Origin of the sequence: Streptomyces cyaneofuscatus (assembly GCF_042718795.1) — a bacterium.
In the GTDB taxonomy this organism is placed as follows: Bacteria; Actinomycetota; Actinomycetes; order Streptomycetales; family Streptomycetaceae; genus Streptomyces; species Streptomyces cyaneofuscatus_A.
On sequence record NZ_JBHXOX010000034.1, the window covers coordinates 82,457 to 95,658 of the forward strand.

Consider the following 13,202-nt stretch of genomic DNA (forward strand, 5'->3'; position numbering starts at 1 on the left):
TCTCCTCACTGCTGTTCACACGCCCGATACGCCGTCATCCTGTCAGATCCGGCGATCCTTGATCGGCCCCGTCGGGCCGCGTTCATCTGCCCGTTGTTCAGTGGCCGCATGCCCAGGGCGCGGCGGCCGTGACCGCCTCCGCCTGCGCCCGCAGACCCCGCACCGCCGCCGCCGGGTCCTCGGCCCCGTACACCGCCGAACCCGCGACGAACACATCGGCGCCCGCCTCGGCGCACCGCTCGATCGTGGAGGCGGAGACCCCGCCGTCGACCTGGAGCCAGAGTTCGAGGCCGTGCTTGGAGATCAGCTCCCGGGTGCGCCGGATCTTCGGCAGCATGATGTCCAGGAAGGCCTGGCCGCCGAAGCCCGGCTCGACCGTCATGATCAGCAGCATGTCGAGCTCGGGGAGCAGGTCCTCGTACGGCTCGATGGGCGTCGCGGGCTTGAGCGCCATCGACGCCCGCGCCCCCTTCGCCCGGATCTCCCGCGCCAGGCGCACCGGGGCCGCCGCGGCCTCCACGTGGAAGGTGACCGAGCCGGCGCCCGCCTCCACGTAACTCGGGGCCCAGCGGTCCGGGTCCTCGATCATGAGGTGGCAGTCCAGCGGGGTGTCCGTGGCCTTCCCGAGCGCCTCGACGATCGGCACGCCGAGGGTCAGGTTGGGCACGAAGTGGTTGTCCATCACGTCGACATGGAGCCAGTCCGCGCCTTCGACGGCCTTCGCCTCCTCGGCGAGACGCGCGAAATCGGCGGACAGGATGCTGGGGTTGATCTGCGCCATGCCCCAAGCCTGCCACGTTCCGCGCCGGTTCCCCGCCTCGGCGGTCGCCGAAGGCTCACCCGGCCATCACAGTTTGCACATTCTGCGCATTTTGCCTGCGCTTTACTGTTCCTTTGCCGACGAGGAAGGCCCCCATAGACCCCTCTGACGGGCGATATTCAGCCGGTCCTGCGCAGCAGAGCGAGATACATGGCGTCCGTCCCGTGCAGATGCGGCCAGAGCTGGACGTCGGGCCCGTCGCCGAGCGCGGGCACCCCCGGCATCAGCGGACGGGCGTCGACCCACTCGGCCTCCACCGGCTCGCCGCCACGCCCCTTCAGGACGTCCTCGACGACCACCCGGGTCTCCGCGAGGTGCGGCGAGCAGGTCGCGTAGCCGACGACGCCCCCGACCCGCACGGCCTTCAACGCCTCGCGCAGCAGCCCGCGTTGGAGCGGCGCGAAGCTCTCCAGGTCCTCGGCGCGGCGCCGCCAGCGGGCCTCCGGGCGGCGGCGCAGCGCGCCCAGACCGGAGCACGGCACGTCCATCAGGATGCGGTCGAAGGTGCCGGGCAGCCACGGCGGTCGGGTGCCGTCGGTGGTGACCACCTGGTACGGACCCGGGTTGCCGGCGAGCGCCCGCTCGACCAGCCGGGCGCGGTGCGGCTGCTTCTCGGCGGCGAGCAGGGTCGCACCCCGGCCGGCGGCGAGCGCGGCCAGCAGGGCGGCCTTGCCGCCGGGGCCGGCGCAGCCGTCCAGCCAGCGGGTGTCCCGGCCCTCCACGGAGGCGGCGGCGAGCGCGGCGGCCACAAGCTGGCTGCCCTCGTCCTGGACGCCCGCCCGCCCCTCCTGGACCGCCGTGAGCGCGCCGGGCTCGCCGCCCTCGGCCATCCGGACGGCGTACGGGGACCAGCGGCCCGGCAGCGCGTTCTCGTCGCCGAGCGCCTCGACCAGCTCGTCGGTGGTGGAGCGGCCGGGGCGGGCCACCAGGGTCACCTCGGGCCGCTCGTTGTCGGCCTCCAGGAGGTCCTCGATCCCGGCGCGGCCGCCGCCCAGCGCGTCCCAGAGCGCCGAGACGATCCAGCGCGGGTGCGAGTGGACGACGGCGAGGTGGTCCTCGGCGTCCTCCTCGTACGAGGGCGCGACCTTCTCCACCCAGCCGTCCAGGTCGTGCGCGGTCACCTTGCGCAACACCGCGTTGACGAACTTCGCCCGCCCCTCGCCCAGCACCACCCGGGCCAGCTCCACACTGGCGGAGACGGCCGCGTGGGTGGGGATACGGGTGCCGAGCAACTGGTGGACGCCCATGTTCAGGACGTCCAGGACCGGCGGGTCGACCTCGCGCAGCGGCCGGTCGATGCAGGCCGCCACGATCGCGTCGTACGTGCCCTGGCGGCGCAGCGTCCCGTAGACCAGCTCGGTCGCCAGCGCCGCGTCCCGCCCGTCGAAGTCGCCCTTGGCGCGGGCCTTCTTCAGCAGCGGGGGCAGGACGAGGTTGGCGTACGCGTCCCGCTCGTCGACCGCCCGCAGCGCCTCGAAGGCGAGGAACCGGACGGGGTCCTTCTGTGGGCGGCGGTGGGGCTTGGCGGGACGGCGACGCGGCTGGTCGTTCACGTGAAAGGTGCTCCGCTGATGGTGAGGGGGTCGAACCCTCCCAGCGTACGTCGCCGTCCCCGGGCGCCCGTACGGGAGGTTCTACGGCCCTCTCGTACGCAGGGTTCGACGCTCTCCCGTACGGCAGGCTCTACGACCCCAGCAGCTCGCCGTGGACGATGCGGACGCCGCGCGCCCAGTCGGCGGCCTTCATCGGCTTCCTGCCCTGCGGCTGGACCCAGAGCAGCTCGACGGCGTGCGAGCCGGTGCCAACGTACACGTTGTTCTTCGCCGCCGAGAGCTCGCCGGGCGCCAGGTCGGTGCGGTCCAGGACGGGCGTCGCCTGGATGAGCTTGAGCCGCTCGCCCCGGAACAGGGTCCACGCGCCGGGCGCGGGGGTGCAGCCGCGCACCACGCGGTCGACGCGGAGGGCGGGGGCCGACCAGGTGACCTGGGCGTCCTCCACGGTGATCTTCGGGGCCAGGGTGACGCCGTCGTGCGGCTGGGGCACGGCGTGCAGGGTGCCGTCCTCGATGCCGTCCATGGTGGCCGCGAGCAGCCCGGCACCGGCGAAGGCGAGCCGGGTGAGCAGGTCGCCGCTGGTGTCGGTGGGGCGGATCTCCTCGGTGAGGACCCCGTACACCGGTCCGGAGTCGAGCCCCTCCTCGATCAGGAAGGTCGAGGCGCCGGTCACCTCGTCCCCGGCCATCAGGGAGTGCTGTACGGGGGCGGCGCCGCGCCAGGCGGGCAGCAGCGAGAAGTGCAGGTTGACCCAGCCCCGGGCGGGCACGTCCAGGGCCACCTTGGGCAGCAGGGCCCCGTAGGCGACGACCGGGCAGCAGTCCGGCGCGATGTCGCGCAGCCGGGCGAGGAACTCCTCGTCCCGGGGCCTCGCCGGCTTGAGGACCTCGATCCCGGCCTCCGCCGCCCGCTCGGCCACCGGGCTGGCCACCAGTCGGCGGCCGCGCCCGGCGGGGGCGTCGGGCCGGGTCACGACGGCGGCCACCTCATGGCGGTCGGAGGCGATCAGGGCGTCCAGGGCGGGGACGGCGACCTCGGGGGTGCCGGCGAAGACGAGCTTCATGGGTGGCTGACTGCCTCTCGGGCTTCTCGGACTTTCGGGCCCTGCGGGGCCAGGACGTACGGTGACGAGCAGCACACCAGTCTAGGCTGCCCGGCCGATCGGAGCCCGGCCGCTCCCCTTGCGAGGGACCGCGACTCCGCTTGCGGGGGCGGCGACCAGGGGGCGCGCGTGCGCCGCGCACGCCCCGTGCATATGCACATACGCCCCGATAGCGTGACCACATACCGGCTCCGGCGTTGGTCAAAGGAGATTGACCGAAGCGGGCCGCCCCGATGCGGCCCGATCCCTTTCAACGCCGGTTCGAGAGGCTTCTTCATGGCCGACCACGCAACCCACGACGCCCAAGCGCGGGCCAGTCTGCATCTCCTGGTGCGGGACATCGAGCGGGTCCGGCGGCAGGTGGACGCGCTGCGCACACTCACCGCCCAGCTGGGCAACGTCTACCGCCCGCGCCGCTCCGGCCCCTCCGCGGGCTTCGTCGTCTACGGCAGGGCCCCGGCCCCCACCGTCCGCCTCGCCCAGGAACTGCGGGACAGCGTCGAGACCCTGGTCACCGCGGCGGTGGACTTCGACCGCTCGCTCGGCTTCTCCTGGGACGCGGTGGGCTCGGCCCTGGGCGTCACCAAGCAGGCGGTGCACCGCCGTTACGGAACGCGCCGGGCCACCGCGCAGTCCGCGGCCGCCGAGACGGGCGCCGACAGCGCGACGACGCCTCGCCCGCTCTCCGTGGGCCCCGGCCTGCCGGGGTCACCCTCCGGCGGCGCCGCCTCCCCGGTGCCCTCCGTACCCGCGGCCCGCTCGATGCCGCCGCAGCCGTCGACGGGCCAGCAGCCGGTCCGTGAGGAGCTGCGCCCCGGGGCCTTCCCCGGCCCGCGCAACGGCTGACCACCGGGCCGTACGTAACCGGAGCGGCGGTCTCCCCGGCCCGCCGCCCCTCTCACCCGCAGGGCACTCACCCGATGTCCGGCGGATCGATCCTGATCCGCACCTGGTCTCCCCCGCCCTTGGCCGTACGCGCCGCCTGCGCCGTCTTCAGCGCACCCGCGAGTGCCGCTCCGCGGCCGGGCACCACCCGGACCAGCACGCGCTCCCAGCTCTCGCCGGGCGGCGCGTCCGAGGGCCTGCGCGGGCGCCCCGGCTCGGCCGACGGGACCGGCACCGGTCCCAGCAGCTCGGCCTCCGGCGGCAGATCGGCAGCCGCGAGGAAGGACGCCAGGGCCTCGGCGGGGCCGGTCACCGACGCCATCCGGGAGACCGGCGGGAAGCGCAGCTCGGCCCGGTCCGCCAGCTCACGCCGGGCGAATCCGGCCGGGTCCCAGCGGACCAGCGCCTGCACCGGGCGCAGCGTCGGCTCGGCGACGATCACCACCGTGCCGCCCTCGTCCTGCCCCCGTACGAGTGCCCCCGCCGCCGTCCACCGGCGCAGCGCCTCCTCCCCCGCCCGCAGGTCGGGCCTGCCGAGCATGGCCCAGCCGTCCAGGAGCAGCGCCGCCGCGTAGCCGCCCTCGGCGACGGGCTCGGCGCCGGGTGTGGAGACGACCAGCGCGGGGGCGGCCGGGACCGCGTCGAGGATGTGGTCGCGTCCCGAGGTGCGGACGGGCACGGCGGGGAAGGCCCGGCCCAGCTCCTCGGCGGTGCGGCGGGCGCCGACGATCTGGGCGCGCAGCCGGTTGGAGCCGCACTCCGCGCAGTGCCAGGCCCGCTCGGCCTGCCCGCACCAGGCGCAGTTCAGATCCTGCTGGTCCGGGGCTTCCAGGGGGCCCGCGCAGTGCCGGCAGCGGGCGGGGGTGCGGCAGCGCTCGCAGGCGAGGCGGGGCGCGTAACCCCGGCGGGGCACCTGGACCAGCACCGGGCCGCTGCGCAGGCCGTCGCGCACGGTCTGCCAGGCGAGGCTGGGCAGCCGGGCGGAGCGGGCGGCGCCGTCCCGGGCCAGCTCGCCGTCCCCGACCGTACGGATGAGGGGCGCGGCCCGCCGTAGCTGCTCCCGGTCCGCGAGGAGGGGCAGAGCCCAGCCGCTCTCGACGAGCTGGGCGGCCTCCACCGTGCAGCTCGTGGAGCCGAGCAGGAAGGCGCACCGGCCTTGGGCGGCCCGCAGCTCCAGGACTTCGCGCACGTGCGGGAAGGGGGCGTTGGTGTCGCTGTGGCTGGAGTCCCCGTCGTCCCAGACGGCGACCAGGCCGAGGTCCCGGACGGGGGCGAACATGGCGGCGCGGGTGCCGACGACCGCCCGTACCGAGCCCCGGCGCACCGCCAGCCACTGGCGGTAGCGCTTCTCGGGGCCGGAGTCTGCGGTGAGCAGGGCGTGCCGGCCTGCGCCGAGCACCTCGGTCAGGGCGGCGTCCACGCGGCCCGCGACCCGTCCGTCCGGGACGACGACGAGCGCGCCGCGCCCCGAGGAGAGCGTGGCCGCGACGGCTCGGGCGATCTCGGCGGGCCAGTGGGGTCCCGGCAGGGCCGTCCAGACGGCTCGGGGCGTGCCGCCCTCGGCCAGGGCCCGGAGGAAGGCGGGGCCCTGTCCGTACCGCTCCCAGGTGCCCGGCTCCGGGGGCGGGGGCGGCGGCAGCGGCTCCGGGGAGGGCTTGGACTCGGCGCGGCCGTTGCGCGGCGGGACGGCGAGCTGGAGGACGTCGGCGAGGCTGCCCGCGTACCGGTCGGCCACCGCGCGGGAGAGGGCGAGCAACTCGGGCCCGAGGACCGGCTCCGGGGAGACCACATAGGCGAGGGCGGCCAGCGTGCCCTGGTAGTCGGACTCGGCGCGGCGCTCGACGATGAACCCGTCGATGAGGCCGCCGCCCTCGCGCCGCCCGCCCTGCACGTTGTGGCGTCCGGCGCCGAACCGCACCCGCACCCGCACGCCCGGCTGGGCGTCGGCGTCCAGCTCCTCGGGGACCGCGTAGTCGAAGAACTGGTCGAGGTGGAGCACGCCCTTGTTGACCAGCACCCGGGCCACGGGCAGCTCCTCGGCGAGCGGGGCGCCGCGCCAGGTGCGCGGCTTGGCGCGGGGCACCTTGGCCTGGCGCACGGTCTCCCGGATCAGCGCAAGCTGCTCCGGCGCTCCGGCCCCGGGCTCGGCCGCCCCGGCTCCCGGATCGGCGGACTGCTCGCTCTCGCTGCTCACAGCCAAATTCCTACCAGACGGCACTGACAGCGTCGGCCCCGCGCAGAGCACCCAAAGCAGCAGAAGAGCAGAACAGCAGAGCAGCGGGGCCCGGCCACCGCGTTCGGTGTCCGGGCCCCGCTGTCGTGCACTGCGCTGCTAGAGACCGGCAGCCGCGCGGAGGGCGTCCACGCGGTCGGTGCGCTCCCAGGTGAAGTCGGGGAGCTCGCGGCCGAAGTGCCCGTACGCGGCGGTCTGCGCGTAGATCGGGCGCAGCAGGTCGAGGTCACGGATGATCGCGGCCGGGCGAAGGTCGAAGACCTCACCGATCGCGTTCTCGATCTTCTCCGTGTCGACGGCGGCGGTGCCGAAGGTCTCGACGAAGAGACCGACCGGCTCGGCCTTGCCGATCGCGTAGGCGACCTGGACCTCGCAGCGGGTGGCGAGACCGGCGGCCACCACGTTCTTGGCGACCCAGCGCATCGCGTACGCCGCCGAGCGGTCGACCTTGGAGGGGTCCTTGCCGGAGAAGGCGCCGCCGCCGTGGCGGGCCATGCCGCCGTAGGTGTCGATGATGATCTTGCGGCCGGTGAGGCCCGCGTCGCCCATCGGGCCGCCGATCTCGAAGCGGCCGGTCGGGTTCACCAGGAGGCGGTAGCCCTCGGTGTCCAGCTTGATGCCGTCCTCGACGAGCTGCGTGAGCACGTGCTCGACGACGAACTCGCGGATGTCGGGCGCGAGCAGCGAGTCCAGGTCGATGTCGCTGGCGTGCTGCGAGGAGACGACCACGGTGTCCAGACGGACCGCCTTGTCACCGTCGTACTCGATGGTGACCTGGGTCTTGCCGTCGGGGCGGAGGTAGGGGATGGTCCCGTTCTTCCGCACCTCGGACAGGCGCCGCGAGAGGCGGTGCGCGATGTGGATCGGGAGCGGCATGAGCTCGGGGGTCTCGTCGCAGGCGTACCCGAACATCAGGCCCTGGTCGCCGGCGCCCTGCTTGTCGAGCTCGTCGACCTCTCCACCCGCGGCGGCACCCCCGACCCGCTTCTCGTAAGCGGTGTCGACACCCTGCGCGATGTCCGGCGACTGCGCGCCGATGGAGACCGAGACGCCACAGGAGGCACCGTCGAAGCCCTTTTTGGAGGAGTCGTAGCCGATCTCCAGCACCTTGTTGCGCACGAGGTTGGGGATGTCGGCGTAGGCCTTGGTCGTGACCTCGCCCGCGACATGCACCAGACCGGTGGTGATCAAGGTCTCGACGGCGACGCGCGAGGCGGGGTCGTCGCGCAGGAGCGCGTCGAGGATCGTGTCGCTGATCTGGTCAGCGATCTTGTCGGGGTGACCCTCGGTGACAGATTCCGAGGTGAAGAGACGGCGGGACACATCGCTCCCTGGGGTTGCAGCGGCTGCTGGCTGATCATGGGTGGCACGGCCGAGAGCTGCGCTCGGCACGTACCGTCGACCAGTTTATCGGTCACACCCGGCGGCCGGGGCATGTGTCTCGCCCTTTGGAGCGCGACAGCCCGTGACACGGCGGACACCTGAAGGATAATCCACCGTTTCGGACGGTGGTTACATCCCGTTATGAACCGCTCTGGCTCGGCCGGAGGGTTGATTGTCACATCTGTGGGAACCTTCCCGAAACCAGATCCCAGACCGTGTCGGCGAGCGCTTCCTTGGGTCCGTACGGCACGGGGGTCTCCGTTCCGTCGGCGGAGAGGACGACCGCCTCGTTCTCCTCGGAGCCGAAGGTCTTGCGCTCCCCCACCTCGTTGACCACGAGCAGATCGCACCCCTTGCGGCGGAGCTTGGCCCGGCCGTTGGCGAGGACGTCGTCGGTCTCGGCGGCGAAACCCACCACGAGCTGTCCGGGCCGGGCCCGGTCGGCGGCGACCTCGGCGAGGATGTCGGGGTTGCGGACGAGCGGAACGACGGGCGCCTCCTCGCCGTCCTTCTTCTTGATCTTGCCGGTGGCGTACGCGGCGGGCCGGAAGTCGGCCACGGCCGCCGCCATCACCACGACATCCGCGTCGGCGGCCGCCTCCAGGACGGCCTCGCGGAGCTGGACCGCCGTACCGATCCGTACGACGTCGGCGCCGGCCGGGTCGGGCAGCCCGGTATTGGCCTCGATCAGGGTGACGCGGGCGCCCCGGGCCACGGCGGTGCGCGCCAGCGCGTACCCCTGCTTGCCGGAGGACCGGTTGCCGAGATAGCGGACCGGGTCCAGGGGCTCGCGGGTGCCGCCCGCGCTGATCACCACATGGCGGCCCGCGAGGTCGGGTTCGGCGACTCCTCGCGCCAGCACCCGGCGGCAGACCTCGAAGATCTCGCCCGGGTCGGGCAGCCGTCCCTTGCCGGTGTCGACGCCGGTGAGCCTCCCCACGGCGGGCTCGATGACGACGGCGCCCCGGCGGCGCAGGGTGGCCACGTTCTCCTGGGTGGCCGGGTGCTCCCACATCTCGGTGTGCATGGCGGGGGCGAAGACCACCGGACAGCGGGCGGTCAGGAGCGTGTTGGTGAGCAGGTCGTCGGCGAGGCCGTGGGCGGCCTTGGCCAGCATGTCGGCGGTGGCCGGGGCGACGACGACGAGGTCGGCGCCCTGCCCGATCCGCACGTGCGGCACCTCGTGGACGTCGTCCCAGACCTGGTCGGAGACGGGGTGCCCGGAGAGCGCGGACCAGGTGGCGGCGCCGACGAAGTGCAGCGACGAGGCGGTCGGGACGACCCGTACATCGTGCCCGGACTCGGTCAGCCGGCGCAGCAGCTCGCACGCCTTGTAGGCGGCGATGCCCCCGCTGACCCCCAGGACGACCTTCGGCTTGTCCACTGCGTCTCCCCGCACTCGGCAACGTAAGAACGTAGCTCCCATGCTGCCTCACCGCGCGGAGTCGGCTCCCACCCGGCCCCGGACCCACCTCAGGCCCGGCGGGACGGGCCGCCGGGCCTGAGGTGGGAAGAAGACTTACTGAGCGGGGCCCTCGATGGGCTCGGAGGTCAGCAGGCCCGCGTTGATCTCGCGGAGCGCGATCGACAGCGGCTTCTCGTGCACGTGGGTGTCGACGAGCGGACCGACGTACTCGAGGAGACCTTCGCCGAGCTGCGAGTAGTACGCGTTGATCTGACGCGCGCGCTTGGCGGCGTAGATCACCAGGCTGTACTTCGAGTCGGTGGCCTCGAGGAGCTCATCAATCGGCGGGTTGATGATGCCCTCGGGCGTGGTGATGGAAGAGGACACTCTCTGCCTTCCGAAGGGGGTGTAGATCAAAGATCAGGAGATCGGTCAGGAGCTCTGAACGATCGCGGGGATCTAGGCCTGAAGCATCAAGGCTAGCAGCTCGCGTGCGACATCCTCGACGGAGGTGTTGACGAGCGTCGTATCGAACTCAGCCTCGGCGGCCAGTTCGACCTTGGCGGCGGTGAGCCTGCGCTCGATCACGTCGGGCGCCTCGGTGCCCCGGCCGGTGAGCCGGCGCACCAGCTCCTCCCAGCTCGGCGGAGCCAGGAAGACCAGCCGCGCGTCGTCCATCGACTGGCGGACCAGCCGGGCGCCCTGGAGGTCGATCTCCAGCAGGACCGGCTCGCCCGCCTCCAGGCGGTCGAGCACGGCCCGGCGCGGCGTGCCGTAACGGTTGCCGGCGAACTCGGCCCACTCCAGCAGCTCACCGTTGGCGACGAGCTTGTCGAACTCCTCGTCGTCGACGAAGAAGTAGTGGACTCCGTTGCGCTCCCCGGGGCGGGGCTTACGGGTCGTCGCCGACACGGAGAGCCAGACCTCGGGGTGCACGGTGCGCATATGGGCGACGACCGTGCTCTTGCCGACCCCGGAGGGGCCGGAGAGCACGGTCAGCCGCGGACGTACGTCCGGGGGTACGGGGGACGTCCCCCGGGATGTTGCAGCCATGGGGCGATTATCCAGGTTCCCAGGGGTGCCTGGGAACGCGGGAAGGATCGGCGGCCGGACGTCAGGCGGGGCTGCCGCCGAACTCCCGCTCCAGGGATGCGATCTGGTTGGAACCGAGGCCGCGGACCCGGCGGCTTTCGGAGATGCCGAGACGCTCCATGATCTGCTTGGCACGGACCTTGCCGACGCCGGGCAGCGACTCCAGGAGGGCGGAGACCTTCATCTTCCCGATGACGTCGTTCTCCTGGCCCTGCTTGATGACCTCGTGGAGGGAGGCGCCGGAGTGCTTGAGTCGATTCTTGACCTCGGCCCGCTCCCGGCGAGCCGCGGCGGCCTTTTCGAGCGCGGCTGCGCGCTGTTCAGGGGTAAGGGGCGGAAGAGCCACGCCTACGTCACCTCGGATATCGATCTGTCGGATACGGACCGGTGGGGAAGCTGGACGCCCTCCACCAGGTGAGCGACGGACACGTTGTGCCCGGCTGCTCTCGACGGAGACTAGCGGCCAGCGCCGCTGTAGTCAGCGAGAACAGACGAAAAGTCCTGGTCAGCCTTGGCCGACCAGGACATTTACCGCATAACCACCGGGTTTCCGGCCAGTAACTCGTCAAGGACCCGTAAACGTGCCAGGGTCAACTGCCGGAGACGGCATCGCGGACCTCGTCCGCGAACCGCTCGGCCGCTTCGCGCAGCCCTGACGCGTCCGGACCGTGGCGCAGCACGCCCCGGCTCACGCTCGGCACCACGTTGCCGACCGCGTCGCCGAACACCGCCGGAAGATCCGCCGGGGTCGCCCCCTGGGCACCGATGCCGGGCGCGAGGAGCGGTCCGTTGATCGCCAGGTTCACGCCCGCGTCCCCGAGCGTCGCCCCGACCACCGCACCGACCGAGCCGAGCGGGGCCGCCCCCGCGTTCTCCGCCGCCATGTGGTCCAGCATCAACTGGGCGAGCGAGCGGCCGTCGGCGGCGGTGGCGCGCTGGACCTCGTCGCCCTCCGGGTTGGAGGTGAGGGCCAGGACGAAGACGCCGGCCCCGGAGGCCGCGGCCGCGTCCAGCGCCGGCCGCAGCGACCCGAAGCCCAGGTACGGGGAGACCGTGACGGCATCGGAGAAGAGCGGGGAGTCCTTGTCCAGGTAGGTCGCCGCGTAGGCGCCCATGGTGGAGCCGATGTCGCCGCGCTTGGCGTCCATCAGGACCAGCGCACCGGCGGCCCGCGCCTCCTCGACGGCCTTCTCCAGTACGGCGATGCCACGCGAGCCGAACCGCTCGAAGAACGCCGACTGCGGCTTGAGGACGGCGACCCGGTCGGCCAGCGCCTCCACGACGGTCCGGGTGAAGCGCTCAAGGCCGGCGATGTCGTCGTTCAGCCCCCAGGAGGTGAGCAGGGGGGCGTGCGGGTCGATGCCGACGCAGAGCGGCCCGCGGGTGTCCATGGCGTGGCGCAGCCGCGCGCCGAAGGGTTCGAGGGTCACAGGGCGGCCTTCTTCCGGGTCTCGGCGCCGACAGCCTCGGCGAGGGTGGCGTACGGGGATGCGGCGAGCCGGGCCGCGAGGCCCTTATGGATGGCGCGTGCGTAAAAAGGGCCCTCGTAGATGAAGGCGCTGTAGCCCTGTACGAGGGTGGCACCGGCCAGGATCCGCTGCCAGGCGTCCTCGGCGCTCTCGACGCCCCCGACGCCCACCAGGGTGATCCGGGGTCCGACGCGGGCGTACAGGCGGCTCAGGACCGCCAGGGAGCGCTCCTTGAGGGGCGCGCCGGAGAGTCCGCCGGTCTCGGCCACCAGTTCGGGGGCGGACTTCAGCCCTGAGCGGGCGATGGTGGTGTTGGTGGCGATGATCCCGTCGAGCCCCAGCTCCACGGCGAGGTCGGCGACCGCGTCCACGTCCTCGTCCGCGAGGTCCGGGGCGATCTTGACGAGCAGCGGTACACGGCGGTCGGTGACGGTGCGGTCGGCGGCCTCGCGGACGGCGGTCAGCAGGGGGCGCAGCGACTCGGTGGCCTGGAGGTTGCGAAGGCCCGGGGTGTTGGGCGAGGAGACGTTGACGACCAGGTAGTCCGCGTGGGCGGCCAGCCGCTCGGTGGACTTCACGTAGTCGGCGGCGGCCTCGGCCTCCGGCACGACCTTGGTCTTGCCGATGTTGACGCCGACCGTGGTGCGGAAGACCGGGTTACGGGAGGCGAGACGGGCGGCGACGGCGGCGGAGCCCTCGTTGTTGAAGCCCATGCGGTTGATCAGCGCACGGTCCGCGACGAGGCGGAAGAGGCGCTGCTTGGGGTTGCCGGGCTGCGGTTCGCCGGTGACGGTGCCGATCTCGATGTGGTCGAAGCCGAGCATCGCCATGCCGTCGATCGCGACGGCGTTCTTGTCGAAGCCTGCGGCCAGCCCGAAGGGGCCGTGCATCCGCAGGCCGAGCGCCTCGGTGCGCAGCTCCTTGTAGCGGGGCGCGAGGGCGGCGGCGACGAAGGTGCGCAGGACGGGGATGCGGGCGGCGAGGCGGATCCAGCGGAAGGCGGCGTAGTGGGCCTGCTCGGGGTCCATCCGCTTGAAGACCAGCCGGAAGAAGAACTTGTACATGGAGTGGTGTCCTCACAGAGAGGGGGACACCGTTTCCGGTGTCCCCCTTGCTGGGCTGCTAGTCGCGGGCCGCTGTCAGATGCTCGGCGTGTTCTTGGAGTGAGCGGACGCCGACGTCGCCGCCGTTGAGGGCGTCGATGCCCTGGACGGCCGCGGCGAGTGCCTGGACGGTGGTCAGGCACGGGACGGAGCGGGC

12 protein-coding genes are annotated in these 13,202 nt (G+C 72.9%); 1 reads left to right on the plus strand and 11 read right to left on the minus strand.

Translation table 11 applies throughout. The features are described 5' to 3' along the window. Positions 1 to 97 precede the first annotated feature (97 nt). The 3 genes from rpe to fmt form a co-directional block, all read right to left on the minus strand. Complete coding sequence (rpe, locus tag ACFWRT_RS32025; protein WP_380953163.1) at positions 98 to 781, minus strand: ribulose-phosphate 3-epimerase; 684 nt, start codon at positions 779 to 781, stop codon at positions 98 to 100. Positions 782 to 939: 158 nt separating this feature from the next. Beyond that, positions 940 to 2,373, minus strand: coding sequence for an RsmB/NOP family class I SAM-dependent RNA methyltransferase (locus ACFWRT_RS32030; RefSeq protein ID WP_380953162.1), 1,434 nt, complete (start codon positions 2,371 to 2,373; stop codon positions 940 to 942). 130 nt (positions 2,374 to 2,503) lie between these two features. Next, positions 2,504 to 3,436 carry a methionyl-tRNA formyltransferase gene (gene fmt / locus ACFWRT_RS32035; protein WP_380953161.1) on the minus strand — a complete coding sequence of 311 codons (933 nt, stop codon included), beginning with the start codon at positions 3,434 to 3,436 and terminating at the stop codon, positions 2,504 to 2,506. A gap of 315 nt (positions 3,437 to 3,751) precedes the next feature. Here fmt and ACFWRT_RS32040 point away from each other — a divergent pair, with 315 nt between their 5' ends. Further along, positions 3,752 to 4,321: a hypothetical protein gene (locus ACFWRT_RS32040; RefSeq protein WP_380953160.1), complete on the plus strand. Its 570-nt coding sequence runs from the start codon at positions 3,752 to 3,754 to the stop codon at positions 4,319 to 4,321. Positions 4,322 to 4,388: 67 nt separating this feature from the next. Here ACFWRT_RS32040 and ACFWRT_RS32045 read toward each other — a convergent pair whose 3' ends face one another. From ACFWRT_RS32045 to ACFWRT_RS32080, 8 genes are all read right to left on the minus strand, one after another. Further along, positions 4,389 to 6,554, minus strand: coding sequence for a primosomal protein N' (locus tag ACFWRT_RS32045; RefSeq protein WP_380953159.1), 2,166 nt, complete (start codon positions 6,552 to 6,554; stop codon positions 4,389 to 4,391). Positions 6,555 to 6,692: 138 nt separating this feature from the next. Further along, positions 6,693 to 7,916 carry a methionine adenosyltransferase gene (gene metK / locus ACFWRT_RS32050; RefSeq protein ID WP_380953158.1) on the minus strand — a complete coding sequence of 408 codons (1,224 nt, stop codon included), beginning with the start codon at positions 7,914 to 7,916 and terminating at the stop codon, positions 6,693 to 6,695. A 235-nt stretch (positions 7,917 to 8,151) separates the two neighbouring features. After that, positions 8,152 to 9,360: a bifunctional phosphopantothenoylcysteine decarboxylase/phosphopantothenate--cysteine ligase CoaBC gene (coaBC, locus tag ACFWRT_RS32055; RefSeq protein ID WP_380953157.1), complete on the minus strand. Its 1,209-nt coding sequence runs from the start codon at positions 9,358 to 9,360 to the stop codon at positions 8,152 to 8,154. Between the two features lie 135 nt (positions 9,361 to 9,495). Beyond that, positions 9,496 to 9,768, minus strand: coding sequence for a DNA-directed RNA polymerase subunit omega (gene rpoZ, locus ACFWRT_RS32060; RefSeq protein WP_015607348.1), 273 nt, complete (start codon positions 9,766 to 9,768; stop codon positions 9,496 to 9,498). Positions 9,769 to 9,840: 72 nt separating this feature from the next. After that, entirely contained in the window at positions 9,841 to 10,434 is a 594-nt protein-coding gene (gene gmk, locus ACFWRT_RS32065; RefSeq protein WP_356075633.1) for a guanylate kinase, read from the minus strand. Positions 10,435 to 10,495: 61 nt separating this feature from the next. Then, on the minus strand, positions 10,496 to 10,819 hold the full coding sequence (locus ACFWRT_RS32070) for an integration host factor (protein ID WP_003970367.1): 324 nt from the start codon (positions 10,817 to 10,819) through the stop codon (positions 10,496 to 10,498). A 244-nt stretch (positions 10,820 to 11,063) separates the two neighbouring features. Beyond that, on the minus strand, positions 11,064 to 11,903 hold the full coding sequence (gene pyrF, locus ACFWRT_RS32075) for an orotidine-5'-phosphate decarboxylase (protein WP_380953156.1): 840 nt from the start codon (positions 11,901 to 11,903) through the stop codon (positions 11,064 to 11,066). Further along, positions 11,900 to 13,006, minus strand: a complete 1,107-nt coding sequence (locus ACFWRT_RS32080) for a quinone-dependent dihydroorotate dehydrogenase (protein WP_380953155.1) — start codon at positions 13,004 to 13,006, stop codon at positions 11,900 to 11,902. Before ACFWRT_RS32080 ends, pyrF begins: the two co-directional genes overlap by 4 nt. Positions 13,007 to 13,202 lie beyond the last annotated feature (196 nt).